Below are 25860 nucleotides of genomic sequence, written 5' to 3'. Positions count from 1 at the left end.
GTAAGCGAGTGCAGCACGCGTAAGCGTTGGGGGGATGGGAGAGCCGTGAAGAAGATCGAGGCGATCATCAAGCCGTTCAAGCTCGACGAGGTGAAGGAAGCCCTTCACGACGTCGGCGTTTCCGGCATCACTGTCACCGAAGCGAAGGGGTTCGGCCGCCAGAAAGGCCATACCGAGCTCTATCGCGGTGCCGAATATGTCGTCGATTTCCTGCCCAAGGTGAAACTTGAGGTGGTGGTGGACGACGATCAGGCGCCGCGTGTTGTCGAGGCTATTGCCGCCGCAGCGCAGACGGGGCGCATCGGCGACGGCAAGATCTTCGTCCTCCCGGTCGAAACCGTACTGCGCATCCGCACCGGCGAACGCGACGCCGAGGCGATCTGATCTCTCTCGAACCGCTCCAGAAGGAATAGGACGAATGGCGAACTCTGCCGCAAGCGTGCTGAAGCAGATCAAGGAAAAGGAGATCGAGTGGGTCGATCTTCGCTTCACCGACCCGAAGGGCAAGTGGCAGCACCTGACCATGGTGTCGGGCGTGATCGGCGAGGATGAACTCACCGACGGCCTGATGTTCGACGGCTCCTCGATCGAGGGTTGGAAGGCGATCAACGAGTCGGACATGATCCTGAAGCCCGATCTCGACGCCGTCTATGTCGATCCCTTCTCGGCCACGCCGATGATGATCATCTTCTGCGATGTCGTCGAACCGTCGACCGGCGAGCTCTACGCCCGCGATCCGCGCTCGACCGCCAAGCGCGCCGAGGCCTATGTGAAGGCCACCGGCATCGGCGACACCATCTATGTCGGCCCCGAAGCCGAATTCTTCATGTTCGATAACGTGCAGTTCGAGACGAGCTACGCGACGAGCTACTACAAGATCGACGACGTCGAGCTGCCGACCAACACCGGCACCAGCTATGACGGCGGCAATCTGGGCCACCGTCCGCGCGCCAAGGGCGGCTACTTCCCCGTCGCGCCGGTCGACAGCGCCACCGACATCCGCGCCGAGATGGTCTCGACGATGATCGAGATGGGCCTGCCCTGCGACAAGCATCACCACGAGGTCGCGGCCGCGCAGCACGAGCTGGGCCTGACCTTCGGCACACTCGTCACCACCGCCGATCGCATGCAGATCTACAAATATGTCGTCCACATGGTCGCGCAGGCCTATGGCAAGACGGCGACCTTCATGCCGAAGCCGATCAAGGAAGATAACGGCTCGGGCATGCACACCCACATGTCGATCTGGGAGAAGGGCAAGCCGCTCTTCGCGGGCAATGGCTATGCCGGCCTGTCGGACATGTGCCTCTATTTCATCGGCGGCGTCGTCAAGCACGCCAAGTCGCTGAACGCCTTCACCAACCCGACGACCAACAGCTACAAGCGCCTGGTCCCGGGTTACGAGGCCCCCGTGCTGCTCGCCTATTCGTCGCGCAACCGCTCGGCCTCGTGCCGCATCCCCTATGGCGCCGGCGCCAAGGCGAAGCGCGTCGAGTTCCGCTTCCCCGATGCGCTCGCCAATCCGTATCTCTGCTACGCGGCGCTGCTGATGGCAGGCCTCGACGGCATCCAGAACAAGATCCATCCCGGCGAGGCGATGGACAAGAACCTCTATGATCTGCCGCCCGAGGAACTGAGCCAGGTGCCGACCGTCTGCGGTTCGCTCCGCGAAGCGCTCGACAGCCTCGAGGCCGATCTCGACTATCTGCTCAAGGGCGACGTGTTCACCAAGGACCAGATCGAAGCCTATATCGAGATCAAGCGCGGCGACGTCGCGCGCTGGGAAATGACCCCTAGCCCGGTCGAATACGACATGTATTACTCCGCCTGATCGCCCACCGATCGGGACAGCAAGGCCCGTCCCCGCTCAGCGCGGGGGCGGGTTTTGCATTTCCGATGCTCGCGCAAGCGGGACCGCGCCCGATCCGGCAAAAAACCGGAGCGGACTTCAAGCCTCTCAGCGCAGCCCACCGCTGACGACCAGTTTCTCACCGGTGACCCAGCGCGCGTCGTCCGACGCAAGGAACACTGCGACGGCGGCGACGTCGTCCGGCTGGCCGACCCGGCCCAGCGGCGTCGTCGACACGGCATTGGTCTCGAATTCCGATCCGATGAAGCCGGCCGCGTGCGTGCCCTCGGTTTCGACGATGCCGGGGTTGATCGCGTTGACGCGGATCTTGCGTGCGCCCAGCTCGACCGCCAGCACGCCAGTGATCGCATCGACCGCACCCTTGGTGCCGGTGTAGACCGACGAGGCCGGCGGACGCAGGCTGGTCACCACCGACGAGATGTTGATCACGCTCGCGCCCTCGCCGAGATGCTTGATCGCCGCCTTCGTGGTCAGCAGCACGCCCAGCACATTGACGTCGAACATCTTGCGATAATGATCCTCGGTCACCTCCTCGATCGGTGCGAAGTCATAAACCCCCGAATTGTTGACCAGCACGTCGAGCTTGCCGAAATTGGCGATCGCCGCGTCGATGATGCCCTCAGCCTGATCGGCCTTGGCGACGTCGCCGTGAACGGCCACGGCCTTTCCGCCCGCCTCGGTGATCGCCTTCACGACCAGGTCGGCGCCGGCCTTGCTCGACGCGTAGTTGACGACCACGGCAGCGCCTTCGGCCGCCAGTGCCTTTGCGATGCTGGCCCCAATCCCCTTCGATGCGCCGGTAACGACCGCGACCTTGCCTGCGAGCTTCGACATGATTCTATTCCTTCTCTCGATGGGGCCGGCTGCCGGATGGCGGTCATCGTCCCATAGTTCGGGAATCTAGAACTATTGAACCCTTGGACAAGACCCCCTACGTGAAATTTATGAGGCCGATCTTTCATCCCTCGATCGAAGACGTGCGGCTGGAGGCGGTGCTCCACGCGCTGTCCGATCCGGTGCGCGCCACGATCTTTGCGGAGATCGCCTGCGCGGGATCGGTGCCCAATTGCGCGTCGGTCGCCACGCTCGCCGAACGCCCCATTCCCAAATCCTCGCTGTCCCATCATTTCAAGATATTGCGCGAGGCGGGATTGATCCGGTCCGAACGCCAGGGCGTCGAAATGCGCAACATGTCGCGCTGCGGTGAGATGGACGAACGCTTCCCCGGCCTGATCGCGGCGATCCTCGATGCGCATGCGCGCAGCAACCCGCCGGCCTGATCGCGTCGATGCCCGCAACGCCTGCCTGGCCGCCCGACAGCACCCCGCGCCTTTATGTCGAAGCGCCGCTTGCCGAGGGCATCGATCTCCCGCTGTCGGGCCCGCAGGCGCATTATCTCATCTCGGTGATGCGGTTGAAGCCCGGCGCGCCCGTTCGCCTGTTCGACGACGGAAGCGGCGAATGGCTGGCCGAGGCTGTCGCTGTCGCCAGGCGCGACCTCGTGCTGCGCATCACCGCGCATCTGGGGCCGCGCGAGGCGGTTCCCGATTTCTGGCTCTGCGCCGCGCCGATCAAGCGCGGCCGCATCGATCTGGTCGCGGAAAAGGCGACCGAGCTGGGCGTCGCGCGCTTCATTCCGGTCGCGACGCGACGCGCCGTCGTCGACAAGCTCAATGCCGATCGCTTGCGCGCGCACATGATCGAGGCGGCCGAGCAGTGCGAACGGACGGCCCTTCCGCTGCTCGATCCGCTGACCCCGCTGGCGAAGCTGATCGGAAGCTGGCCTGCGGGCCGAACGCTCTATTTCGCGGATGAGGAAGGCGGCGCGCCTTTCCCGACCGTAATCCGCCCGGGCCCGGCCGCGATCCTCGTCGGCCCCGAAGGCGGATTCGATCCTGCCGAGCGCGAAATGATCCGCGCATTGCCTGACGCCGTGCCCGTTTCGCTGGGGCCGCGCATCCTCCGCGCCGAGACCGCGGCGATCGCCGCAACCGCCGTCTGGATGGCCGTTGCCGGCCATTGGACGGTTGTAAAATAAAATCCATTTCCACCCGGGCAATTTAGGCTCTAGAGGCGCGCCATGAGCACCAGAGAGGAATCGAGCGTCGACGAGCCGGTGATCGAAAGCCGGGACGAACTTGTCGGCTATTTCGCAAGCGGCGAGAAACCGGCCGAGCGTTGGCGCATCGGCACCGAGCACGAGAAGTTCGTCTATTGGAAGGACAGCCACCGTGCGCCCTCCTATGAGGAACGCGGCGGCATCCACGCCCTCCTCATCGGCCTCACCAAATATGGCTGGAAGCCAGTGGAAGAGCGTGGCCCCGACGGCACGGTGAACATCATCGCGCTGTCCGGCCCCGATGGCACCGTCAGCCTCGAGCCCGCCGGCCAGCTCGAACTCTCGGGCGCCCCGCTCGACAATCTGCACGAGACCTGCGCCGAGACCGGCCGTCACCTCGAACAGGTTAAGGCGGTTGGCGACCGCATGGGCGTTGGCTTCCTCGGCCTCGGCATGTGGCCGGACAAGACGCGCGAAGAACTGCCGATGATGCCCAAGGGCCGCTACGTCATCATGAAGAACCATATGCCGCGCGTCGGCTCGATGGGTCTCGACATGATGTTCCGCACCTGCACCATCCAGGTGAATCTCGATTACGCGTCCGAAGCGGACATGGCGAAGAAGTTCCGCGTCGGTCTCGCGCTCCAGCCGCTGGCGACCGCGCTGTTCGCCAACTCGCCCTTCAAGGAGGGCAAGCCCAACGGCTTCCTCTCCTATCGCAGCCATATCTGGTCGGACACCGATCCGGCACGCACCGGCATGTTGCCCTTCGTTTTCGAAGATGGCTTCGGTTATGAGCGTTATGCCGATTATGCGCTTGATGTTCCGATGTATTTCGTCTTCCGCGACGGCAAGTATATCGACGCCGCCGGCCAGAGCTTCCGCGACTTCCTGAAAGGCGAATTGCCCGCGCTGCCCGGCGAGAAGCCGAAGATGTCGGACTGGGCCGATCATCTGTCGACCGCCTTCCCCGAGGTCCGCCTCAAGACCTTCCTTGAGATGCGCGGCGCCGATGGCGGCCCGTGGAACAAGATTTGCGCGCTCCCCGCCTTGTGGGTCGGCCTGCTCTATGATCAGGGCGCGCTCGACGCGGCCTGGGATCTGGTGAAGCACTGGTCGCTCGACGAGCGTCAGGCGCTGCGCGACGCGGTGCCGAAGCTGGCGCTGGATGCGCCCCTCCCCGGCGGCGGCAAGCTTCGCGACATCGCCGGCGAAGTGCTCGACATCGCCGGCAAGGGCCTGAACGCCCGCGCGCGCCTCAACAGCGTCGGCGACAGCGAGGCGGGCTTCCTCGAGCCGCTCCGCCAGATCGTCGCCACGGGCAAGGTCCCCGCGCAGGAACTGCTCGATCATTATCACGGCGACTGGAACGGCGACCTGTCGAAGGTCTATCAATATTACAGCTTCTGACGCGCCCTATTCGGCGGGTTGAGCCTCGGCTCGTCCGCCGCCGCGCAGCCGCCTGATCAGGCGCGGGATGGGCGCGTTGCGTTTCATCCATCCGGCATAGTCGCGATAGGCGGGGTCGGCGCCCAGATGCGCCTCCTCCGTCTTCGCGCGCCACCAATAGACCCCCGCCACTGCGGCCATCAGCGCGCAGTTGCGCGCCGCATCGGTCAGGCTGCCGCTGGTCGCGAGGAAAGGCAGCGTCGAAAGCCACCAGAAGATGTTCTTCGACAGATAGGCCGGATGCTTGGTGAAGCGATAAGGCCCGTGCGTCAGGATACCGCGATGCGTGAGGTTGGAGAAGCGGATGCCGAACGCCACGGTCGCCCAGGCATAGATGGCCGTGAGGCCGACGAGCACCGCCCCCAGCGCCGCCTGCGCGACCGGCCAGCCCTCCAGCCACAGCGCCCAGTCCGCCGTCGCAGGGTGATAGTCGAGCGGCCCGCCATTCGCCATCAGCACGAAGGGCGGGTAGCAGATCAGCGCCGCGACCCATCCGGCTATCGTCGGCTCGGCCGACCGGATATGCGCGTCGAGTGGCTTGAGCGTCAGCATGTAGCCGACGGTCGCGATCTGCACGTCGATCATGAACATCAGCGTGATCAGGAAGCGCGACAGCGCGACGGGACTGGCGATGATCTCGCCCCACGGCGCGCGCACGGCATCGGCGAAGCCACCGGGCACGATCGAGAGCATGAAGGCGAGGAAGAAGCCCTTCACCGCCCATTGACGCAGATGTTCGGCGATCGCCGGCCTGTCCCTGCCCTGCCCGATCAGCCACATGCCGAGCGCCCAGGCCCCGTCGCGTGGCTCCACCAATCGCCGGTCGAGCCAGATCACATAAGGCGCGGAAAGCAGGATCAGGAACGGCGCGACCGCCCCCAACAACTGCATCGCGAAGGCATAGCCCCCGGTCCAGTACCAGCGCGCGACCATATAAACGATCGCGATGCCGCCCCACGTCGTCCACAGCCCCGCCAGCTTGGTTAGGCTGAGGTCGATCGTCTCCGACAGCGACCGGGCGGGACGATCCCAGTCGATTCCCGTGCTGGCGTTGCGGTGGACCTTGTCGATCGCGATCGACCAGATGAGCATCGGCAGCGCGCTGCATGCCAGCCCCGCAAGTGCCGAATAGGGCCCATCCATGCCGAACCGGCGCGCGAGCGCGAACCACAGGCCCAGCCCGCACAGCCCGGCAAGGCCCACCGCGCCGCTGACGGCGGATTTCGGTCTGGGATCGCGCGCATCGCCCATGGCCAGTCGCCTAGCCGATATTGGTAAGCATCGCGTGAAGCCGGGTTAGAAGAAAGCCGTCAGCGCCATGGCGACATATTTGCTGTCGCCCGTGTCGGTTGCGTTGGGAGCATCACGCAGGAAATGCCCCTTGAACAGCGTAGCGGCGCTTACCTCGGCACGCAGCCGTTCGGGCACCAGCCAGCGCCGAATCCGCGCCTCGATCTGATGCCCCGCGAAGCGCCCGGATCGCCCTGCCCGGTCGCGCACGCCCGTCGCCGAGAAGGCATCGGTGCGCGATGCGAGCCAAAGGGGCCGCCAGGCGATGAAGGCATCGCTGCGCTTGTCGGGCGTCACCTCGCCGCGCAATGCGGGTGCGATGATGTTGGCGCGCGTCAGCGCCCCGAAAATCCCCGTCGGCCCCAGATCGGGCCGCCGCGATCCATAAAGCGTGTCGAAGCGGTTGAAATGTCGTCCGCCATGATCGCCCGACGCCCATTCGATCTCGGCGGAAAGGCGCGGGTCCCAGTCGCCCGCCCATTGACGCCCGATCTCGACGTGGACGAACCAGGCCGACACGTCCCGCTTCAAGGCCGCCGGCTGATCGCTTTCGCTCACTGTCCCGAACTGGCGGGCATATTCGATCTCGAAGTCGATGTGCCCGGGGCGGGGCTCGTGAAACAGCCGCGCCGTCATCGTGTGCAGATGCCGGTCGCGCGTACGGCTGCGCCCCGCATCCTTCTCGAACAGCGCGTAATAAGCGAAGTCGGCATCGACCCGGGGCAGCAGATCGTGCACACCTACGACCCCGGCCGCAAAGACCGTGTGAAAATTCTCGCGATCGACGACGACGTGATTGTGGCGCAACCCGTCCTGATCATCGGGCAGCCGACGTTGCGGCAGAAAGGCGACCACCGAAGCGCGCACTTTCCGGGCGATCGGAAAATCGCTCCTGATCCCCGTGAAGCCGTTGGCGGTATTGCGATAATCGTCGAAGGCGACATAGCGCCGCGATCCGAGATCGGCGACCTGCCGGCCGATCCGCACCGTCGCGCCCTCGGCGAGCGGAACCAGCAGATAAGCGAGCTGAAGCTCGACGGCATTGACCTCGCTCGTCGTGACCGGACTGTCCGCCTCGTCGAGATAGGCGCGGCTGTCCGCCACCCCCAGTCCCAGCTGCACGCCGCCGCCCGTCGTGTAGGTCGCCAGCAGATTCGTGCGAAAGGACAGCATCTGGTCGGGATTGCCAAAACCGGCACGCGGCTGGCCCGAGAGATATTCGTAACGCGCACGGACATTGCCGGAGAGAGCGAACCCTTCCTCCTCGGCCGCCGCCGCGCTGCCGCTCAACGGTAGCGCTAACAGAAACAGCCAGTAGCTGACCGTCGCGTGGCTGTTCCGCGCGCGCCGCGCTGAGCTCAGGCCCGTGCGCCTTCAATCATGCCGACGCTGTTCCTGCGCAGCGCCTTCAGCACCGTCTCGACGATCGCATCGGCATCCAGCCCGGCCTCGGCATATTGCGTCTCGGGCTTGTCCTGATCCTGGAAGACATCGGGCAGGCGCAGCGTGCGGATCTTGAGCCCCGCATCGGTCAGCCCATTGTCGCTGGCGAAGGTCAGCACATGCGCGCCGAGGCCGCCGATCGCGCCTTCCTCGATCGTCACCGCCACTTCGTGCGTGGTAAGCAGGCGGCGGATCAGCGCCTCGTCGAGCGGCTTGGCAAAACGCAGATCGGCGACGCTGGTCGAAAGGCCCTGCGCCTCGAGCCGGTCCGCGGCCTTCAGCGCTTCCTCGAGCCGCGTGCCGAGCGACAGGATCGCCACGGTCTTGCCTTCGCGGACCATGCGGCCCTTGCCGATCTCCAGCACCTCGGGCGTCTCGGGCAGGTCGATGCCGATGCCGCCGCCGCGCGGATAGCGCACCGCGATCGGCCCACTGTCATGCCGGGCGCAGGTATGGACCATATGGACCAGCTCGGCCTCGTCCGCCGCCGCCATCACCACGAAATTGGGCAGGGTGGCGAGATAGGTGACGTCGAAGCTGCCGGCATGCGTCGCACCGTCGGCGCCGACCAGACCGGCGCGGTCGATCGCGAAGCGGACGGGCAGGTTCTGGATCGCCACGTCATGCACGACCTGGTCATAGGCGCGCTGCAGGAAGGTCGAATAGATCGCGCAGAAAGGCCGCATCCCTTCCGCCGCGAGGCCCGCCGCGAAGGTCACCGCATGCTGCTCGGCGATGCCGACGTCGAAGGTGCGGTCGGGGAAGGCCCTGGCGAAACGATCGAGGCCGGTGCCCGAAGGCATGGCGGCGGTGATCGCGCAGATCGCCGGATCGGCCTCGGCTTCCTTGATCAGCTGGTCGGCGAAGACATTCTGATAGGCGGGCGGCCCCGGCGGCCCCTTGACCTGCGCGCCGGTGATGACGTCGAATTTCTGGACGCCGTGATATTTGTCCGCCGCGGCCTCGGCCGGGGCATAGCCCTTGCCCTTCTTGGTCACGACATGGACGAAGATCGGGCCTTCCTCGGCATCGCGGACATTCTCGAGCACCGGGATCAGATGGTCGAGATTATGGCCGTCGATCGGGCCGACATAATAGAAACCCAGTTCCTCGAACAGCGTCCCGCCGGTGACGAAACCGCGCGCCAGTTCCTCGGCGCGCCCCGCCGCCGCCGAGGCGCGGCGCGACAGCTTGCGCGACCAGCGCCGTGCCAGGCTGCGCAGGCCCATATATTCGGACGACGAGATCAGCCGCGCGAGATAGGCCGAAAGGCTGCCCACCGGCGGCGCGATCGACATGTCGTTGTCGTTGAGGATGACGATCAGGCGGTTGCCGGCTTCCTGGGCGTTGTTCATCGCCTCATAGGCCATGCCGGCGCTCATCGCGCCGTCGCCGATCACCGCGATGCCCTTGCCCGGCCGGCCCGCCAGCTTGTTGGCGACCGCGAAGCCCAGCGCCGCCGAGATCGAGGTCGAGCTGTGCGCCGCGCCGAACGGGTCATATTCGCTTTCGGCGCGCTTGGTGAAGCCCGAAAGGCCGCCGCCCTGGCGCAGCGTGCGGATGCGGTCGCGGCGCCCGGTCAGGATCTTGTGCGGGTAGCATTGATGGCCCACGTCCCAGATCAGCCGGTCGCGCGGGGTATCGAACACATAATGGATGGCGGTCGTCAGCTCGACGACGCCGAGTCCCGAGCCCAGATGCCCGCCCGTGCTGCCCACGGCAGAGATCGTCTCGGCGCGGAGTTCGTCCGCAAGCTGGCGTAGCTGGTCGGGATGAAGGCGGCGCAGGTCGTCCGGGGTCTTGACGGTGTCAAGCAGCGGCGTCGCGGGTAGATCGGCCATGAAATTCCTCTTTAAGCCGGCTCTCTAACCCAGAGGAAATGTCGTGTCGATTCCTACGCAGGTCTGGATTGCGTTTCAGTGACAATCGGCGCAGCGGCCGCGCACTTCGATTACCGGCCGCTCGGGCGCGAAACCGCTTTTCTCGGCGACGTTGCGCACCCCATCAGCCAGCCGGTCGTCATCGATATGCGTCGTCTGCCCGCAATTGTCGCAGACGAGGAAGATGCAGTCGTGCAGGCAGCCCGGATGCTCGTTGGCGACATAGGCATTGGCGCTTTCCACGCGCCGGGCAAGGTTCGCGCCCACGAACAGGTCGAGGATGCGATAGACGCTGTTCGCGGCGATGCGCCGTCCCTCGGCCTTGGAGACCGCCTCGGCAATGTCATAGGCCGATGCAGGGTGGCCGAATCCGGCCAGCGCCTCGAAAATGCTCGCGCGCATCGCCGTCCACTGCTCGCCCGACTGCTCGAGCACCACGCGCGCGGCCTCGGCCAGTTCGGGTCCGGCATTGGGATGATGTTTGTGCGGATGCGCCATGGACGGAATGTAAGGCCTGGCGGCGCCGCCCGCAATAAGGGGTTCAGCTTACCGCGCGGCGATTGAGATCATGGCCGAGCGCAAGGATGAGCACGCCGATCACCGTGTAGATCGCCTCGGTCCCGTCGTGCGGCAGCGCCAGCGCGCCGGCCATCACGCCCAGCCCCAGCCCGCCGATCGCCGCCGGGATCATCATGCCGTGCGCCAGAACCCCGCGCACCAGCGCGAACGCGCCGAGCAGCATCGCCAGCAGCAGGCCGACTTCGTGGACCTCGTGGCTGAACAGGCTGCCGCCCGCCGAAACCAGCCCGAGGAATACCGCGGTGCCAAGGCAGTGGACGACGCAAAGCCCCGACAGGCCAATGGCCAGCCGGTCGAGCATCCCCTCCCGCGACAATATCTCGTTCATCCGCGACTCCACAGCGGCGCCTATGTGGCACGGATGAGGTCAGGTTACAACATAACATGGCGCGATATTTGGTATGATCGCGCCACGCAGGCCGCGATCCCGCCTCAATAGTCCTCGAACGCCTTTTCCTTCCGCCAGTCCGGGGAGGTGGTTTCCCACAGCCGCCAGATCCGCGCGTCCTTGTAGATCGCGATCAGCACGACCTCGAACTCGACCGGCGCCTCGCCCGGCCGTTCCGTCGCGATCCACAGCCTCACCGCAAGCCGATCGCCATTCTCGACCCAGGTTTCGTCGTCGTAGCGCAGCCGATAGCTGATTTCGGTCGCATAGACCGCCCGGTGCCCGTCGAGGAAACCGGCATAATCCTGCTCGAGCCCGTTGGTCCAAAGCCTGAAATCGGGATGATAATAATGCGGGACGAGGTCGATATTCTTCTTCGCGACCATCTCGTCGAACATCTCGATCATCAATGCGCGTAGCGACATCTTGAGCCCCCACCTAACACGCGAACAGTTCCGCCACGAAGGCGTCGATCGCCGCGCGCGACCGGCGATCGGCCACCGCGTCATAGACGACACCGCGCTCGGGCGCGTCAAACCCCTGATTGGCGAAGCCGTGCTTCACATGGCCATAGGCGTGGATCTGCCAGTCGGCGCCGGCGTCGGTCAGTTCGCCCGCCAGCGCGATCATCGCCTCGGGCGGGGCATGCGGATCGGCATAGCCGTGGCAGACGAGGATCTTGGTCGCGATCGGCCGGGGCGGCAGGCCGTTGGGATGGAAGACCCCGTGGACGCTGACCACGCCCGCGACATCCCCGGTGCCGCTCCGCGCGATATCGAGCGCGCACAGCCCGCCGAAGCAATAGCCGACCGCCGCGACGCGCGCGGGATCGACGCCCTCCAGCCCCCTCGCGAACGCCACCGCCGCGAGCAGCCGCTGCTGCAGCATCGCCCGATCGCCCAGGCATTCGCCCATCAGCGCGAGATTGGCTGCCGGATCCGCCCCTGCACGCCCCTTACCGTAAACGTCCACCGCGATGCCGACACAGCCTTTCGCCGCCCACTGGTCGGCCCGCTCGCGCTCGGCGTCGGTCTGGCCGCGTATCGTGTGGATCACCAGCATTGCGGGCGCCGCGTCGTCGCCTGCGGGCTTCGCGACATAGGCCTGGAAGGTCCGATCGCCGTCGGAATAGTCGATATACGCGCCCATGGCCGCACTCCCGCAGAAGACTCAGGCGGCGATCGCCTGCCCGTCCGCTTTGGGATCGATCGGCGCGAGAGGCAAGGAACGGCGCGAGAAGCGTATCTCGCGATCACCCCGCCGATAGGCCCCCGGCGTCATCCCGGTGGTGCGCTTGAACGCCTTGGCGAAGGCCGATTCATTCTCATAGCCGACCCGGATCGCGATCTCCGCGATCGACAGCCGCCCGTCGCGCAGCAAGGCCCCCGCGCGGAACATCCGCCAGCGCGTGACATATTCGAGCGGTGACAGCCCCACCCGCTCCTTGAAGCGCGCGGCATAGGCCGATCGCGACATGCCCGCCTCGTGCGCCAGTTCCTCGACCGTCCAGGCGCGATCGACATGCGCGTGGACCGCCGCGAAGGCGCGCGACAGCTTGTGGTCGCCGAGCGCGCCGATCCAGCCCTTGGCGGCATCGCCCTCGGCCTCGGCATGGGTGCGGATCGCCTGGATGAACAATATGTCGGCCAGCCTGCTGACCACCGTCGTCGATCCCAGGCTCTGCCGCGCCGTCTCGATCGCCAGCAATTGCAGCGTGCGCTGGAGGATCTCGGCCCCCGCCGCATCCATGCGTGCGTGGATCAGGGTCGGCATCAGGTCGACGAGCGGCTGGATCGAGACCGAGTCGTAGCGGAACCAGCCCGTCACCACCGTCGCTGCCTCGCCGCCGCCGTCGAGATGCACGACATGACTGGCATTTTGCCGCAACGCATCATAGCAGAAGCGCGTCGGGCTCTCGGGCCGGTCCTGCAACGCATATTGCGCGCCATTGACGATGACGTAGCAATCGCCAGCGGTCAGCGCGAGCGGCTCCTCACCCTCGACGGTCAGCCAGCATCCGCCGCGCACGACCAGCCCGAAGCGCGCCGCCTTGCCGCGCACGAAGGCGACGCCCCACGGCGCCGTCGCTTCGATCCGGCAGTAAAGCGCGTTTCGGACGCGCATCGCGCTGAACACGTCGTCGATCGGGTCCAACGTCTCTCTCCTCTGGACGATTGGAATATTATTCTGGCCTTATACCGCTTATACGTCTAATCGACAAGGTGTAGGAGAGGAAAATAGCCAAGAGCTTATCTGTGACTGGAGACCTTCGATGACTCGCTTCTTCCTCCTCCCCATGATGCTGGTCGCGGCCCCCGCGATCGCTGCCCCCAGCGCACAGGCGCAGTTCGGCGCCGATGCCCGCCTTCCCGCCAAGATCGTCGTCGGCGACTCGCTGTGGAGCTGCAGCGGCACGACTTGCACCGGCCCCGGCGACGCGCGCCAGGTTGCGATGCAGCGCGCCTGCGCCACGCTGTCGCGCACCGCCGTCGTCACCGCGCTGAGCGTCGGCGAAGCAAGCCTCGATGCCGAGAGCCTCGCGCGCTGCAACGCCAAGGCCGGCCACGCCGCGGCCCAGACGGCGTCGAACTGATCCGGCGATCCGCTCCCCGGCGACGGGGCGTGCATGACGGCCTCGTCGCCTCCAGGCGACGGGGCCGTTCCGTTTTCAGTTCTTCAGCTTCCACCCGCTCCGCAGCATCGCATAGGCGATGCCGAGCATCGCGATGTTGATGACGAGCAGCAGGATCGCCCCGACTGCGATCGGCGAGTCGGCCTCGCCCAGAAATCCGTACCGGAAGCCCGAGATGATGTAGAAGAAGGGATTGGCGTGGCTGATCGCGCGGAAGGCCGGCGCGAGATGATCGACCGAATAGAAGGTGCCCGACAGCAAGGCGAGCGGCGCCACGACGAAATTGCTGACCGTCGCGGCGTGATCGAACTTCTCGGCCCAGATCGAGGTGAGCACGCCCAGCGTCGCCAGGAACAGGGAGCCGTTCAGCCCGAACCAGAAGATCGCCCAGATATGGCGCGGGGTCACATGGACGCCGGGCCACAGCGCCATCGCCGTCCACAGCACCAGCCCGACCAGTGCGGCGCGCGTCACCGCCGCGCCCACCAGCCCCGCGAGCACTTCGGCGCTGGACAGCGGCGGCATCAGATAATCGACGATCGTGCCCTGTATCTTGCCGACGAGCAGCGAGAAGCTGGCATTGGCGAAGGCATTCTGCATCATCCCCATCACGATCAGCCCGGGGGCGACGAAATCGGCGAAGGGATGGCCGAGCACCGTCTTGCCCGCACCGCCCAGCGCGACGGTGAAGATGACGAGAAAAAGCAGGTTGGTGACGGCCGGCGCCCAGATGGTCTGGAGCTGGACCTTGAAGAAACGCCGCACCTCCTTCACATAGAGGGCGACAAGGCCCGGCCAGTTCACACGCTTGATCGACGCTTCGCCGGGGGCGAAGCGGATTCCGGATTGGGACTGGTCGCTCATGGTCCGATCGCCTATCGGCTGTCGGCTTGGCCTGCAAGATTTTCAGATTGAAGGAACGTCATGTCCTGGACCGACGAGCGTATCGAACAGCTCAAGAAGATGTGGGAAAGCGGGCTGACCGCCAGCCAGATCGCCGAGGAACTCGGCGGGGTCAGCCGTAACGCGGTGATCGGCAAGGCGCATCGCCTTGGCCTCCAGTCGCGCCCCTCGCCCGTAAAGGAAAAGGAAGCCGCGTCGCCCGCGCCGAAGAAGGCCGCGCCCAAGCCCGCTGCCGAGGCAGCTCCGCCGCGCCCGGCCGCGCCGCGTGCCGCGCCGGCTCCCGTCCCAGCGCCTGCCGAGCCCAAGACCGCACCGGCCGCCGCCGCGTCTGCGACTCCGGCGGAACCGGTGCTGCGCTCGGTCGGCCCCGGCGGCTTCCTTCGCCAAGGCCCCGGCGACCAGCAGGCGCCGATCCCGCCCGCGCCGCCGCGCCGTCTCGTCCCCGCGCGTCCGGGCGTCGAAGTTGCGGGCAAGACCAGCCTGCTCGATCTCAACGACAAGATCTGCAAATGGCCGATCGGCCATCCGGGCGAGCCGGATTTCCACTTTTGCGGCCAGCCGGTGAATGCCGGCTTCCCTTATTGCATCGGCCATTGCGGTCAGGCCTATCAGGCGCAGCTTCCGCGTCGCGATCGCCGCGCGCCGCCGCCCATCTCGTTCGGCGGGCCGCGCGCCCGGTGAGGCCGCTCAGGGGGGCGCTTGCGCTGGGGCTTTTCGCGCTGCTCGTCGGCGCGGCGGATGCTCCTGAGTCAAGCAACCCTCCGCTGCCTCCGATCCTCAAGCTGCGCGAACGCGCGACGCTTCAGGATGCCTGGCTGGCCGAGCGGCTCGATACGATCGTGCCGCAGCTCATGCGCGCCGAAGGCGTCGACATGTGGGTGCTCGTCGCGCGCGAATATTTCGAGGATCCCGTCGTCCAGACGATGCTGGATGCCGAGAGCATGCACGCGCGGCGCACGACGATCCTCATCTTCTTCGATCCGGGCGACGGCCGCCCGGTCGAGCGGCTGACCGTCAGCCGCTACGGACTTGCCGGGCTTTTCTCTCCCGCCTGGGATCCGAAGAAGCAGCCCGACCAATGGCGCGCCGCGGCCGAGATCGTCGCCGCGCGCAACCCGAAGAAGATCGCGATCAACAGCTCGGCACTGTCCGCCTTCGGCGACGGGATGACGCTCAGCCAGTATCGCGCCTTCACCGACGCGCTCCCGCCCGCGCTTCGCCAGCGCGTGGTCGAGACCGACGCGCTTGCCATCGGCTGGCTCGAACATCGCACCCCGGCCGAGCTCAAGGCCTATCCGACGATCGTCCGTATCGCCCACGCGATCATTGCCGAAGGGCTTTCGGCCAAGGTCATCAAGCCCGGCAAGACAACGGCCGCCGACGTCGTCTGGTGGTATCGCGAACGCATCGCCGCGCTCGGCCTGTCGACCTGGTTCCAGCCCTCGGTCGCCATTTTCCGCAAGGGCGAGGCCGACGCGCTCGAGGGCGATCATGTCATCCAGAAGGGCGACATGCTGTGGACCGATTTCGGCATCACCTATCTCGGCCTCAACACCGACACCCAGCATCTCGCCTATGTGCTGCGCGATGGCGAGCGCGACGCGCCGGTGGGGCTCAAGGCCGGGATGGCCGATGCCAATCGCGTGCAGGACGCGCTGATCGCCGCCTTCCGGGTCGGCGATACCGGCAATCAGGTGCTCGCCCGCGCGCGCGCCACCGCGATCGCCGGGGGGCTTGAACCGACCATCTATTCGCACCCGATCGGCTTCCACGGCCACGCCGCCGGCCCGGCGATCGGCTTCTGGGACAATCAGGGCGACGATCCCAAAGGCAGCTATCGCATCCACCCCGACACCGCCTGGTCGGTCGAGCTCAACGCGACGCGCGCCGTGCCCGAATGGGGCAGCCAGAAAGTCACCTTCCGGCTTGAGGAGGACGCCTATTATGACGGCCAGTCGCTCCGCTTCCTCGACGGCCGCCAGAAGAATTTCCTGCTGATCCCGCGTTGAACGGCGGCCGCTCGGGACGCTGTCCTACAACCGCGCCGCTTTGCTAGACCTGCACCGGCGCCCGCGCCCGTTCTTTGACATCGCCCGCGATCCGAAGTTGAGAGACGCGCTCCAGCCTCTCAATTTTGTCAACTTCCAGCGGCGGGAATGGCGCTTTTCCACCATTCCCTACACCGACCAGCGTGACGATGCCGCGCTAGAGCAAAGTGCCCTTGAGGATCATCAGCGCGACGCTGAAATAGATCACCAGCCCGGTCACATCGACCAGCGTCGCGACGAAGGGCGCCGAGGCGCTTGCCGGATCGAAACCGAGCCGTTTGAGCAGGAAGGGCAGCATCGATCCGGCGAGCGAGCCGAAGGTGACGATCCCGACCAGCCCGACGCCGACGGTCAGCGCGATCAGTTCCCAATGCTGGCCATAATCGAAGATCCCCAGATTCTGCCAGATCGCGATGCGGATCACGCCGATCACGCCAAGGCTCGCGCCCAGCGCGACGCCGATCGGCAACTCGCGCAGCGCCACGCGCCACCAGTCGCGCAGCCGGAGCTGCCCCAGCGCAAGCGCGCGGATCAGCATCGATGTCGCCTGCGATCCCGAATTGCCGCCCGAACTCATGATGAGGGGGATGAACAGCGTCAGCACCACGGCCTTGGCCAGTTCGTCCTCGAAATGCTGCATCGCGCTCGCGGTCAGCATCTCGCCGATGAACAGCGCGCACAGCCAGCCGGCGCGCTTGCGGTACATGCCGAGGAACCCGGTATCGAGATAAGGCTCGGTGCTCGCCTCGACGCCGCCGAACTTCTGCACGTCCTCGCTGCTCTCGACGACGATCGCGTCGATCACGTCGTCGACCGTGACGATCCCCAGCACCTGCCGGCGCTCGTTGACCACCGGCACCGCGAGCAGATCGTGGATCGAGATCAGCCGCGCCACTTCCTCCTGATCGGTATCGGCCTCGACGGTGATCGGCTCGCGATCGGGGGCGATATCGAGGATCGGCTGCTCGGGCTCGCCCATGATCAGCTGGCGCAGCGTCACCACGCGGATCAGCGCGCGCGTCGCCGGATCGATGACGTGGATGGCATAGACCGTCTCGCGCGTATGCTCGACCTCGCGGATATGGCGCAGCGTCTCCGCCACGGTGAAGCCGGCGGGCACGCTGACGAACTCGGTCGACATGATGCTGCCGGCGCTATGCTCGGGGTAGGAAAGCAGGCGCTTGAGCGGCCAGGCGCTGTCGAAATCGACGAGCTTGAGCAGCGCGCTGCGGTCCTCGCCGTCCAGATCGCGCAGCACGGCGGCGGCGCGGTCGTCGGCCATGCCCTTCAATATCTGCCCCGCGCGATCCTGCGGCAGATCGAGCAGCAATTCGCCCGCGCGCGTCAGCTCGGGGCGGTCGAACGCATCGACCGCGCGCTCGATCGGCAGATAGGACAGCATCGTCGCCGCCGTCGCCTCATCCTCCTCGTTGAGGATGGCGACGATATCGGCGGCATGCGCGTCGATCAGATTGGCAAAGAGCGCGACATCCACCGATGCGCCGCTCGCGACACGAACATCTTCCATAATCTCACCTCACGATCCGCCGCCACGGGCGCATCGCGGTGAGCCAACCCTTGAAGGATCAGGCCGCGATCAGCCGTGACGGCAATGACAATCGACTACTGTCGCTCGGCATTGGGGTTGGGTTTCCTTGGGCGCGCCCGGGCGGAATGCCCGGTCGCTACGCAGCCGCAATGGGATGAGCGGCCGCTTTGGTCAAGCGCTGCGGAGATGAAAAATCGGCCATATCGGACCGGCGCGGCGGTGTATCGACTCGCGTCGCCGGCGCCCCGCCCTTGTCACCGGCGCCGGGTGCTTCCTATAGCTTGGCGCATGTCCGACGATCTTTTCGCGCCCGGCGGCGCTTCGCAGACCAGCAACGCCTATGACGCTTCGTCGATCGAGGTTCTCGAGGGGCTCGAGCCGGTCCGCCGTCGCCCCGGCATGTATATCGGCGGCACCGACGAGCGCGCCTTCCACCACCTTGCCGCCGAAGTGCTCGACAATGCGATGGACGAAGCGGTTGCCGGCCACGCGACGCGGATCGAAGTGACGCTGGAGCCCGGCAACCGGCTGACCATCGTCGACAACGGTCGCGGCATCCCCGTCGATCCGCATCCGAAGTTTCCGGACAAGTCGGCGCTCGAAGTGATCATGTCGACGCTCCATTCGGGCGGCAAGTTCACCGGCAAGGCCTATGCCACCTCGGGCGGCCTCCACGGCGTCGGCGTCAGCGTGGTCAACGCGCTGTCGAGCGATACGGTCGTCGAGGTCGCGCGCAACAAGGAGCTTTTCCGCCAGCGCTTCTCGCGCGGCGTGACGCTCGGCCCGCTCGAACGCCTCGGCGCCACGCCCAACCGGCGCGGCACCAGCGTCTCCTTCGTGCCCGATACCGAAATCTTCGGGCCGGAGATGCACTTCAAGCCCGCACGCCTCCACCGGCTCGTCCGCTCCAAGGCCTATCTCTTCGCCGGCGTCGAGATACGCTGGAAGTGCGCCCCCGAGCTGATCAGCGACGATACGCCTGCCGAAGCAGTGTTCCAGTTCCCCGGCGGGCTTGCCGATCATCTGAAGGAGCAGATCGGCAATCGCGAATGCGCGACCGCCGATTTCTTCGCCGGCAGCCAGGATTTCCCCGATGCGCAGGGCCGCGTCGAATGGGCCGTCGCCTGGCCGCTGTGGAGCGAGGGCAGCTATAGCTGGTATTGCAACACCATCCCCACGCCCGACGGCGGCACGCACGAAGCCGGGCTGCGCACCGCCCTGACCAGGGGCATCCGCGCCTTCGGCGAACTGGTCGGGCAGAAGAAGGCGAAGGACATCAGCGCCGAGGATGTGATGACCGGCGACGAGCTGATGCTCAGCGTCTTCATCCGCGACCCCCAGTTCCAGAGCCAGACCAAGGACCGGCTGACCAGTCCCGAGGCGGCGACGCTCGTCGAGCGCGCGATGCGCGATCATTTCGACCATTATCTCTCGGACAATATGGACCGCGGCCGCGCTTTGCTCGGCTTCGTGCTCGACCGGATGGACGAGCGCCTCCGCCGCAAGGCCGAGCGCGAGGTCAAGCGCAAGACCGCGACCTCGGCGCGCAAGCTCCGCCTGCCCGGCAAGCTGACCGATTGCTCGGCCGACGATCCCGCCGGCACCGAGCTGTTCATCGTCGAAGGCGACAGCGCGGGTGGATCGGCCAAGCAGGCGCGCGACCGCAAGACGCAGGCGATCCTGCCAATTCGCGGCAAGATCCTGAACGTCGCCTCGGCCAACAGCGCCAAGATTTCGGCCAACCAGGAAATCGCCGATCTTATCCAGGCGCTCGGCTGCAGCACGCGCGACCGCTTCCAGCCCGACAATCTCCGCTATGAGCGCGTCGTCATCATGACCGACGCCGATGTCGATGGCGCGCATATCGCGACCCTGCTGATGACTTTCTTCTTCCAGGAGATGCCCGATCTCGTCCGGCGCGGGCATCTCTACCTCGCCCAGCCGCCGCTCTTCCGCCTCGTGGCGGGAGGCAAGAGCGCATACGCGCGCGACGATGCGCATCGTGCCGAGCTGGAAGCGACAGCCTTCAAGGGCAAGAAGGTCGAGGTCAGCCGCTTCAAGGGCCTCGGCGAGATGAACCCCCAGCAGCTTCGCGAAACGACGATGGACCCGGCATCGCGCAGCATGATCCGCATCACCCTGCCGCAGGAATATGAAGAGCGCGCCGGCGTGCGCGATCTGGTCGACCGGCTGATGGGCAAGAATCCCGAGCATCGTTTCCAGTTCATCCAGGAAAATGCGGCGCGGCTCGACGAGGAAGCGATCGACGCCTGATTCGGCGCGAATCGCGCGGATGCGAATCGAGGCCGGCGCGAGATGGCTGGCCGCGCAACGCGATTTCCGGTTGCAGAAACCGCACCTGTCCGTTGTTTACGGTTAGCTTGTCCTCATTTGGGACAAGCCATTGCAGTGGTAACCATTTTTTCGCGGCCGGAACGAAATTTCGGAGGCGACAAAAGTTACCAGGTCGTTAATAGATGACTCATCCGAAGGCGGTCGCTGTGATTCGGCTTCGGCATGCTACGTACATGGGGGTAGTGTATGACCAAGTATCTCATCAGCGCGGCGCTGCTCGCGACCGCTGCCATCGCCGCGCCAGCCAGCGCTGCGGTTATCAATCTCAGCGTTCCCGCCACGGGCGGCTCGGTCGATTTCGGCCAGTCGAGCGCGGCGTCGGGCGCGATCGCCGACCAGTTCGTCTTCACCGTGCCTTATGCCGGTGACGCGAGCGGCTCGGTGGTCTCGATCGACCTCACCGGCTTCTTCGATGTCGCCATCACCAGCGTGAAGCTGGATGGCGTCGACTTCGTTCAGCAGATGTCGGGCACGACCGAATTGTGGACGCTTGCCAACACCTCGATCGGTGCCGGCACGCACACCATCTACGTCACCGGAAGCTGGGGCGTCGAAGGCGGTGCCTATAGCGGCACGCTCAACTATCGCCCGACTGCGGTTCCCGAGCCGGCGACCTGGGCTCTGATGATCGGCGGCTTCGGCCTCGTCGGCGGCGCGATGCGTCGCAAGGCGACCAAGATCGTTCTCGCCTGATCTCGGCGATACGTTCGGAAAGCGAGGGGGCGGCCGAAAGGTCGCCCCCTTTCTGTTTGCATTCGGGACGGGTGGCGGCCGATGCCCGTCAAGCCGCTTTGCACAGACATCGCCACAGCCATTCGCCGGCGAGCGCGACCAGCATCGACAAGCCGGTAAGCGGAAACAGCAGCCCCACCAGCACCATGATCGTCGCGATATTGCGAGCCATGCGCCGATCGGTCGCGCGCGGCGGCGCTTCGAGGCGTCCGTTCCGCCTGCGCTTCCACCACAGCAAGGGCGCAGTCAGCGCAAGCAGGACGATCGACATACAGCCGCCGAGCATGAGCAGCCGGTTCAACTCACCATATTGCTGCCCCTGGTGGACGGCGATCCCCCATTCGATCGTGCGTGCGCCAGCACCGAAGCCAGCGTATCGTGCATCCTGCAACACCCTCCCGTCGGATGCATCGATGTAGAGCACGCGCGCATCATCGGCACGGACGATGGCCTGCGAGATGATGTAGGGCACCTTGGGCGTGGCAGGCAGCGTCATTGTCCACGGTGCGCCCAGTCCCCTGTCCGCAGCGATGGCGGCGGCGCGCGCCGGGCCGATATCCCCCGCGCCATGGCCATCCGGCAGCGCGGCGGCCTGCATCGACCAGGGCAGGCTTTGACGCGCATCATGATCGTGCGCCTTCGCGACTTCCCACGGATTGGGACCGGGCGATTTCGGCCGCCCCAGTCCGCGAGCCGCTACCCATGTCTGGAGCTGCTTCCCGGCGATGCCGGTCCACGGCATCCCGGTGACCGCGAGGAACAGGATCACGGCTGCCGCCGTCAGCCCAACCGATGCGTGCAGATCCCGCCAGAACAGACGCCCGCCGGGGCGGCCGCGAAGTCCCAGCACCGGGCTGCCCCGCCGCGGCCACCAAAGATACAGGCCGCTGAGCACGAGGATGACCGCCCATCCCGCGACGATCTCGATCACTGCGTTTCCGATCGGGCCGGTGATGATCAGGCTGTGGAGATCGCGGACCAACTGCATGACGCCGCCGTCGCGGGTTTGCCCCAGCACCGCCCCGCGACACGGGTCGATGAAGGCGAGGCGGCGCACACCGTCCGTCTGCTTCAACGTCATGCGCCAGCTTGCTGCCGGATCGACGGGGCGCATCACCTGGACGACGCGCGCATGCGACTGCCGCTCGACCGCCGCGACCATCCCATCGATCGGCAGCGGCGCCCCGCTCGGCGTGACATGGCTCCACCGGGCATAAACCGTCGCCTCGATCTCGGCTTTGTAGAGATAGAGGCTTCCCGTCGCCGCCAGCCACAGCATGAAGGGAAGCACCGCGAGCCCGGCATAGAAATGCCAGCGCCAGACCGAACGGAAGATCGAATCGCTGCCGGCGCCCCCCTCGGGGAGCGCCGGACGCGCAGGGGCGATCGTCGCCATCAGAAAGACGCCCGCAGGCCGCCATAAACGGCGCGGCGCTCGACCGGATAGTAAGCGACCGTCGTGGACGTCGCCAGGAGCACGGCGGATATGTCGCCGACCGCCTTTTTCCCGGTGATGTTGCGGACGTCGACGAACGCCGTCATCCCTTTGGCGACCTTCGCCTCGCCGCCAATGCCCAACAGAGCATAGCCGGGCGCACGAGCGCTGTTCTGATAATCCGCCCAGGCACCGGTGGGCGTCCATTCGACATTGGGCGAGACGCTTACCACATCGCTGCCCAGGCGAACCTCCGCGCGATATTGCTGCTTGGGCACCACCGGCAGGCGATTGTCGCCATATTGGCTGTCCGCCCGGAAGCGGAAATCATTGAACTGATAGACCTGCCGCAGCCGCAGCCAGGGGGCGAATTGCAGGTCCAGCCCTGCCTCTACCCCTTGGTGCCGCGTCCGATCGGCGTTGAAGGTCGATGCCGGGATGTCGGGCGCAAGCGCATATTGAAGCAGCTCGCCGCGAATCCGCGCGCGATAAAGGCTGATATCCCACGAAGCGATACCCAGCCTGCCGCGCGTGCCGATCTCTATCGTCCACGCCTTTTGCGGATCGACCGGCGCGAATCCGGGAACCCCGCCCGACGGCGTCTGCGACAGTTCGATGAAGCCCGGCAACTCAATCGAGCGGCTGTAATTGGCGTAGAACTGGATCGCGGACAGCGGCTGGAAGAGCAGTCCGAACTTGGGCGCGAAGCCGTCGAAATCGGCAGTGCCGCTACGCGCGGGGGTCAACCGATTGTCGATCTTGCGCTGCCCCGTCGTGTAGATGCCGCCGGCGATCAGCGTCAGCGCCTCAATCAGCTTCACACGCAATTCGCCATAGCTGTTGACGGTATAGGCCGTCTGGCGCGCATTGGCGGTGATCGCGCCGCGCTTGCCGCTGACGTTGACGAACTGTTTGGCCGCCACCGTGCCGAAGCGCGCCTGCGTACCGAACGACATTTCCCAGGGCAGCCCCGCCACATCGCCCGACAGATCGGCATTGGCGAACAGGCCGCGATCGGTGCTCTTCTGATCGACCACCTGATAGATGGGGTGGAAAAGCTGCTTGAGGTTGAGGAAGGCGCCGAACGCGATCTGGCCACTGGCTAGGTCGAGCGTCGTGCGATTCTGCAGACGGATCGAATCGATGTCGCGCTGCTGATCGCCGCTGACGTTCGCAGGCAACGACAATTTGGGCGTCGTCAGCGCCTGATCGAGGGTCAGCGAGCCCGGCAGGCGCTGCTTGATATGGCTAAGCGTCGCATAGAAGCGGGTCTCGATCCCGTCGCCCAGCCGCAGCCCGGCATTGCCGTTGAGGCGCAGAGAACTGCGCCAGTCATGCTCACGGTCGCCGTCCGAATGATCGGTGGTGAAGGCAAGATAGGCGTCGCCGCTTTCGTCGGCATAGGCCGCCGCCAGCTTGCTGCGGATCGTGGCATAGCTGCCGCCGTCGAGCCGGACGTCCAGGGTTGGCGCGGTCCGGCCCGTCGGCGTCACGGCGTTGATCGCGCCGCCCAATGTCGAGCCGCCGAAGCGCAGCGCATTGGCGCCGCGATAGACCTCGATCCGTTCGAAGACCTGCGGGTCGAACTCCTGGAAATCGCCGTTGTCGTCGGCGAGGTTGATCGGGATGCCGTCCTGCAGGAGCGTGAGGCCGCGCATATGATAGCCGCGGCTGATCCCCGATCCGCGGATCGAGATGCGAACTTCCTGGCCGAAGCGCGGCTGAGTGTAAACGCCGGGGGAGAAAGCCAGCGCGTCTCTGAGGTTTACTGCTAGCTTGTCGGTGAAGGATGAGGAATCGACGAGGTCGACGCCGCCCGGAATCTTGTCGATCGCGATGCGGGCTTCGTCGTTAAGCTGTTGAGCTGTAACGACAATCGGCTCGGCTTCACGCTCGGTTTCGGCGTGGACGGCGGTGGCGGCGAGCGCGAAGGCGCTGGCCGAGAGACGCAGATAAATATTCATGATTTCAATGCCTTGACCTGATCCGCACGCAGATGCGGATTCATGCAGATTGCGCCGCCCCGCACATGCCGAGGGGGCGCCCGATAAGGTCAGAGGCTGGTTGGGGGGCCCGTCTGGGGCGGCGGCGGGGCCGCGAGCCCCTGCCCGACCGACGCCGCCGCGACGCGCGCGACGAGCGGCGCAGCGACGGGCGGGAGCGGCAGCGGGGGCGTGGCGGCAGGCGCGGGCAGATCGACCAGCGCGCCGAAACCGGCGAAGGCGCAGGGATGATCGGCAGCGCTGCCCTTGTCGGGCCGGCCCTTGTGGACCTTGCCGTCGGCATCGACCCACGCGGGCGTCGCACCCATGCCCGTGCAGAGCTCGATCGCGAAGCCCTGGCCCGCCGCCGGCATGAAACCGGCCGGGATCAACACGCGGAGTAGCAGTGCCAGCGCGACGAGGCCGAGCGCGACGCGCGCACCGATCCGGTCGATATCGAGCTTGCCCCCGTGCATGGCCGTGGGTGGTAGGACGCAAAATCCCGCTTGTCGAGCCGCGTGCGCAGTGGCGCAGGCCCATGCCAACGCCTATAGGAGAAGCATCTGCACAGCCGAGGCCTGCGTATTTCCATGAACCTGCTGCTCGTCGAAGACGATCATGTCTATGGCCCCACGCTGGCCGAGGAACTGCGACGGCTGGACCACAAGGTCGAGCTGGCGCGCGACGGGCGCGAGGCACTGCAGTCGGTCGGCCGCGACCAGTATGACGCGGTGATCCTCGATCGCATGATGCCCGGGCTCGACGGCATGTCCTTCCTCGAACGGCTGCGCGGCAACGAGAATCGTGTGCCGGTGATCATGCTCACCGCGCTCGGCCATATGCAGGACAAGATCGAAGGGCTGGAGACCGGCGCCGACGATTATCTGGTCAAGCCCGTACCGGTGGAGGAGCTCAACGCGCGGCTGAACGCCGTGGCGCGGCGGCGCGACTGGGCCAGCGGCGGCAGCGAGACGATCCGCGCCGGACGCATCCGCGTCAGCCCCTCCAAGCATCGCGCCTGGGTAGAGGAAACGCCGATCGATCTGGGCAAGACCGAGTTCAACCTGCTCGCCGAACTGGCGCGCAACGCCGGCACGGTGCTGACACGGGCGATGCTGATCGAGCGGGTATGGGGCTATGATTTCGAGCCCGAGCATAATCTGGTCGACGTCTATATCCGCCGGCTGCGCCAGCGCCTGTCGGCGGCGGGCGAGGATGATGCGATCGCGACGCTGCGCGGCGTCGGCTATATGCTGAAGGGCTGAG

At 66.1% G+C, this 25860-nt stretch carries 24 protein-coding genes and 1 pseudogene; 11 read left to right on the top strand and 14 right to left on the bottom strand.

Annotated elements, in window-relative coordinates; translation table 11 throughout:
* Window positions 1-45 precede the first annotated feature (45 nt).
* Together AC3WT0_RS13185 and glnA are read left to right on the top strand one after the other, a co-directional pair.
* Window positions 46-384 carry a P-II family nitrogen regulator gene (locus AC3WT0_RS13185; RefSeq protein ID WP_492753859.1) on the top strand — a complete coding sequence of 113 codons (339 nt, stop codon included), beginning with the start codon at window positions 46-48 and terminating at the stop codon, window positions 382-384.
* Window positions 385-418: 34 nt separating this feature from the next.
* Window positions 419-1831, top strand: a complete 1413-nt coding sequence (gene glnA, locus AC3WT0_RS13180) for a type I glutamate--ammonia ligase (protein WP_492753858.1) — start codon at window positions 419-421, stop codon at window positions 1829-1831.
* 126 nt (window positions 1832-1957) lie between these two features.
* Here glnA and AC3WT0_RS13175 read toward each other — a convergent pair whose 3' ends face one another.
* Window positions 1958-2704: a glucose 1-dehydrogenase gene (locus AC3WT0_RS13175; protein ID WP_492753857.1), complete on the bottom strand. Its 747-nt coding sequence runs from the start codon at window positions 2702-2704 to the stop codon at window positions 1958-1960.
* A gap of 110 nt (window positions 2705-2814) precedes the next feature.
* On the opposite strand from AC3WT0_RS13175, the gene AC3WT0_RS13170 reads away from it, so the two are divergent.
* The 3 genes from AC3WT0_RS13170 to AC3WT0_RS13160 are packed head-to-tail and all read left to right on the top strand — an operon-like array spanning window position 2815 to window position 5339.
* Window positions 2815-3150, top strand: a complete 336-nt coding sequence (locus AC3WT0_RS13170; protein WP_492753867.1) for an ArsR/SmtB family transcription factor — start codon at window positions 2815-2817, stop codon at window positions 3148-3150.
* An 8-nt stretch (window positions 3151-3158) separates the two neighbouring features.
* A complete protein-coding gene (locus AC3WT0_RS13165; RefSeq protein WP_492753856.1) occupies window positions 3159-3908 on the top strand; it encodes a 16S rRNA (uracil(1498)-N(3))-methyltransferase in 750 nt (249 codons plus the stop codon).
* Window positions 3909-3950: 42 nt separating this feature from the next.
* The gene (locus AC3WT0_RS13160; RefSeq protein WP_492753855.1) at window positions 3951-5339 is read left to right on the top strand and encodes a glutamate--cysteine ligase; all 1389 of its coding nucleotides are present in this window, start codon (window positions 3951-3953) and stop codon (window positions 5337-5339) included.
* Between the two features lie 6 nt (window positions 5340-5345).
* On the opposite strand, the gene AC3WT0_RS13155 is transcribed toward AC3WT0_RS13160, so the two are convergent.
* From AC3WT0_RS13155 to AC3WT0_RS13120, 8 genes are all read right to left on the bottom strand, one after another.
* Window positions 5346-6629 carry a methyltransferase family protein gene (locus AC3WT0_RS13155; RefSeq protein WP_492753854.1) on the bottom strand — a complete coding sequence of 428 codons (1284 nt, stop codon included), beginning with the start codon at window positions 6627-6629 and terminating at the stop codon, window positions 5346-5348.
* Between the two features lie 45 nt (window positions 6630-6674).
* Window positions 6675-7958 carry an alginate export family protein gene (locus AC3WT0_RS13150; protein WP_492753853.1) on the bottom strand — a complete coding sequence of 428 codons (1284 nt, stop codon included), beginning with the start codon at window positions 7956-7958 and terminating at the stop codon, window positions 6675-6677.
* A 68-nt stretch (window positions 7959-8026) separates the two neighbouring features.
* Entirely contained in the window at window positions 8027-9952 is a 1926-nt protein-coding gene (dxs, locus tag AC3WT0_RS13145) for a 1-deoxy-D-xylulose-5-phosphate synthase (RefSeq protein ID WP_492753852.1), read from the bottom strand.
* 75 nt (window positions 9953-10027) lie between these two features.
* Entirely contained in the window at window positions 10028-10489 is a 462-nt protein-coding gene (locus tag AC3WT0_RS13140; RefSeq protein WP_492753851.1) for a Fur family transcriptional regulator, read from the bottom strand.
* Between the two features lie 43 nt (window positions 10490-10532).
* Window positions 10533-10898, bottom strand: a complete 366-nt coding sequence (locus tag AC3WT0_RS13135) for a MerC domain-containing protein (RefSeq protein WP_492753850.1) — start codon at window positions 10896-10898, stop codon at window positions 10533-10535.
* Window positions 10899-11002: 104 nt separating this feature from the next.
* Window positions 11003-11383, bottom strand: a complete 381-nt coding sequence (locus AC3WT0_RS13130) for a nuclear transport factor 2 family protein (RefSeq protein WP_492753849.1) — start codon at window positions 11381-11383, stop codon at window positions 11003-11005.
* A 13-nt stretch (window positions 11384-11396) separates the two neighbouring features.
* Window positions 11397-12107 carry a dienelactone hydrolase family protein gene (locus AC3WT0_RS13125; protein WP_492753848.1) on the bottom strand — a complete coding sequence of 237 codons (711 nt, stop codon included), beginning with the start codon at window positions 12105-12107 and terminating at the stop codon, window positions 11397-11399.
* A 21-nt stretch (window positions 12108-12128) separates the two neighbouring features.
* Window positions 12129-13112, bottom strand: coding sequence for an AraC family transcriptional regulator (locus tag AC3WT0_RS13120; RefSeq protein ID WP_492753847.1), 984 nt, complete (start codon window positions 13110-13112; stop codon window positions 12129-12131).
* Between the two features lie 118 nt (window positions 13113-13230).
* Between AC3WT0_RS13120 and AC3WT0_RS13115 the strand changes: the two genes are divergently transcribed.
* Entirely contained in the window at window positions 13231-13551 is a 321-nt protein-coding gene (locus tag AC3WT0_RS13115) for a DUF8200 family protein (protein ID WP_492753846.1), read from the top strand.
* A 75-nt stretch (window positions 13552-13626) separates the two neighbouring features.
* On the opposite strand, the gene AC3WT0_RS13110 is transcribed toward AC3WT0_RS13115, so the two are convergent.
* Window positions 13627-14454, bottom strand: a complete 828-nt coding sequence (locus AC3WT0_RS13110; protein ID WP_492753845.1) for an ABC transporter permease — start codon at window positions 14452-14454, stop codon at window positions 13627-13629.
* A gap of 60 nt (window positions 14455-14514) precedes the next feature.
* On the opposite strand from AC3WT0_RS13110, the gene AC3WT0_RS13105 reads away from it, so the two are divergent.
* The gene (locus AC3WT0_RS13105) at window positions 14515-15174 is read left to right on the top strand and encodes a GcrA family cell cycle regulator (RefSeq protein ID WP_492753844.1); all 660 of its coding nucleotides are present in this window, start codon (window positions 14515-14517) and stop codon (window positions 15172-15174) included.
* The gene (locus AC3WT0_RS13100) at window positions 15171-16502 is read left to right on the top strand and encodes a M24 family metallopeptidase (protein WP_492753843.1); all 1332 of its coding nucleotides are present in this window, start codon (window positions 15171-15173) and stop codon (window positions 16500-16502) included. Before AC3WT0_RS13105 ends, AC3WT0_RS13100 begins: the two co-directional genes overlap by 4 nt.
* Window positions 16503-16698: 196 nt before the next feature.
* Here the strand turns inward: AC3WT0_RS13100 and mgtE are convergent, their stop codons facing one another.
* Window positions 16699-18069, bottom strand: a complete 1371-nt coding sequence (gene mgtE / locus AC3WT0_RS13095; RefSeq protein ID WP_492753842.1) for a magnesium transporter — start codon at window positions 18067-18069, stop codon at window positions 16699-16701.
* 309 nt (window positions 18070-18378) lie between these two features.
* On the opposite strand from mgtE, the gene parE reads away from it, so the two are divergent.
* A complete protein-coding gene (gene parE / locus AC3WT0_RS13090) occupies window positions 18379-20364 on the top strand; it encodes a DNA topoisomerase IV subunit B (RefSeq protein WP_492753841.1) in 1986 nt (661 codons plus the stop codon).
* A gap of 300 nt (window positions 20365-20664) precedes the next feature.
* Window positions 20665-21138, top strand: a pseudogene (locus tag AC3WT0_RS13085) (FxDxF family PEP-CTERM protein); the annotation flags it as partial.
* A gap of 88 nt (window positions 21139-21226) precedes the next feature.
* Here the strand turns inward: AC3WT0_RS13085 and AC3WT0_RS13080 are convergent.
* The 3 genes from AC3WT0_RS13080 to AC3WT0_RS13070 all read right to left on the bottom strand — a co-directional run bounded on the left by AC3WT0_RS13080 (window position 21227) and on the right by AC3WT0_RS13070 (window position 25070).
* The gene (locus AC3WT0_RS13080; RefSeq protein ID WP_492753840.1) at window positions 21227-22573 is read right to left on the bottom strand and encodes a PepSY-associated TM helix domain-containing protein; all 1347 of its coding nucleotides are present in this window, start codon (window positions 22571-22573) and stop codon (window positions 21227-21229) included.
* Window positions 22573-24576, bottom strand: coding sequence for a TonB-dependent receptor family protein (locus tag AC3WT0_RS13075; protein ID WP_492753839.1), 2004 nt, complete (start codon window positions 24574-24576; stop codon window positions 22573-22575). Before AC3WT0_RS13075 ends, AC3WT0_RS13080 begins: the two co-directional genes overlap by 1 nt.
* Window positions 24577-24665: 89 nt before the next feature.
* Window positions 24666-25070, bottom strand: a complete 405-nt coding sequence (locus tag AC3WT0_RS13070) for a hypothetical protein (protein WP_492753838.1) — start codon at window positions 25068-25070, stop codon at window positions 24666-24668.
* Window positions 25071-25184: 114 nt separating this feature from the next.
* Here AC3WT0_RS13070 and AC3WT0_RS13065 point away from each other — a divergent pair, with 114 nt between their 5' ends.
* Window positions 25185-25859, top strand: coding sequence for a response regulator transcription factor (locus AC3WT0_RS13065; RefSeq protein WP_492753837.1), 675 nt, complete (start codon window positions 25185-25187; stop codon window positions 25857-25859).
* The last annotated feature ends 1 nt before the right edge of the window (window position 25860 follow it).

Source organism: Sphingomonas sp. EU05-FHT14C10, from assembly GCF_058790595.1.
The sequence above is the reverse complement of the archived record's forward strand: the minus strand, read 5'-3'. Positions and strand labels throughout refer to the sequence as shown.

Coding starts and splice junctions, on each gene's coding strand:
- glnA (WP_492753858.1), top strand. CDS start 419: ATGGCGAACTCTGCCGCAAGCGTGCTGAAGCAGATCAAGGAAAAGGAG.
- AC3WT0_RS13175 (WP_492753857.1), bottom strand. CDS start 2,704: ATGTCGAAGCTCGCAGGCAAGGTCGCGGTCGTTACCGGCGCATCGAAG.
- AC3WT0_RS13170 (WP_492753867.1), top strand. CDS start 2,815: ATGAGGCCGATCTTTCATCCCTCGATCGAAGACGTGCGGCTGGAGGCG.
- AC3WT0_RS13165 (WP_492753856.1), top strand. CDS start 3,159: ATGCCCGCAACGCCTGCCTGGCCGCCCGACAGCACCCCGCGCCTTTAT.
- AC3WT0_RS13160 (WP_492753855.1), top strand. CDS start 3,951: ATGAGCACCAGAGAGGAATCGAGCGTCGACGAGCCGGTGATCGAAAGC.
- AC3WT0_RS13155 (WP_492753854.1), bottom strand. CDS start 6,629: ATGGGCGATGCGCGCGATCCCAGACCGAAATCCGCCGTCAGCGGCGCG.
- dxs (WP_492753852.1), bottom strand. CDS start 9,952: ATGGCCGATCTACCCGCGACGCCGCTGCTTGACACCGTCAAGACCCCG.
- AC3WT0_RS13140 (WP_492753851.1), bottom strand. CDS start 10,489: ATGGCGCATCCGCACAAACATCATCCCAATGCCGGACCCGAACTGGCC.
- AC3WT0_RS13135 (WP_492753850.1), bottom strand. CDS start 10,898: ATGAACGAGATATTGTCGCGGGAGGGGATGCTCGACCGGCTGGCCATT.
- AC3WT0_RS13130 (WP_492753849.1), bottom strand. CDS start 11,383: ATGTCGCTACGCGCATTGATGATCGAGATGTTCGACGAGATGGTCGCG.
- AC3WT0_RS13125 (WP_492753848.1), bottom strand. CDS start 12,107: ATGGGCGCGTATATCGACTATTCCGACGGCGATCGGACCTTCCAGGCC.
- AC3WT0_RS13115 (WP_492753846.1), top strand. CDS start 13,231: ATGACTCGCTTCTTCCTCCTCCCCATGATGCTGGTCGCGGCCCCCGCG.
- AC3WT0_RS13110 (WP_492753845.1), bottom strand. CDS start 14,454: ATGAGCGACCAGTCCCAATCCGGAATCCGCTTCGCCCCCGGCGAAGCG.
- AC3WT0_RS13105 (WP_492753844.1), top strand. CDS start 14,515: ATGTCCTGGACCGACGAGCGTATCGAACAGCTCAAGAAGATGTGGGAA.
- mgtE (WP_492753842.1), bottom strand. CDS start 18,069: ATGGAAGATGTTCGTGTCGCGAGCGGCGCATCGGTGGATGTCGCGCTC.
- parE (WP_492753841.1), top strand. CDS start 18,379: ATGTCCGACGATCTTTTCGCGCCCGGCGGCGCTTCGCAGACCAGCAAC.
- AC3WT0_RS13080 (WP_492753840.1), bottom strand. CDS start 22,573: ATGGCGACGATCGCCCCTGCGCGTCCGGCGCTCCCCGAGGGGGGCGCC.
- AC3WT0_RS13075 (WP_492753839.1), bottom strand. CDS start 24,576: ATGAATATTTATCTGCGTCTCTCGGCCAGCGCCTTCGCGCTCGCCGCC.
- AC3WT0_RS13070 (WP_492753838.1), bottom strand. CDS start 25,070: ATGCACGGGGGCAAGCTCGATATCGACCGGATCGGTGCGCGCGTCGCG.
- AC3WT0_RS13065 (WP_492753837.1), top strand. CDS start 25,185: ATGAACCTGCTGCTCGTCGAAGACGATCATGTCTATGGCCCCACGCTG.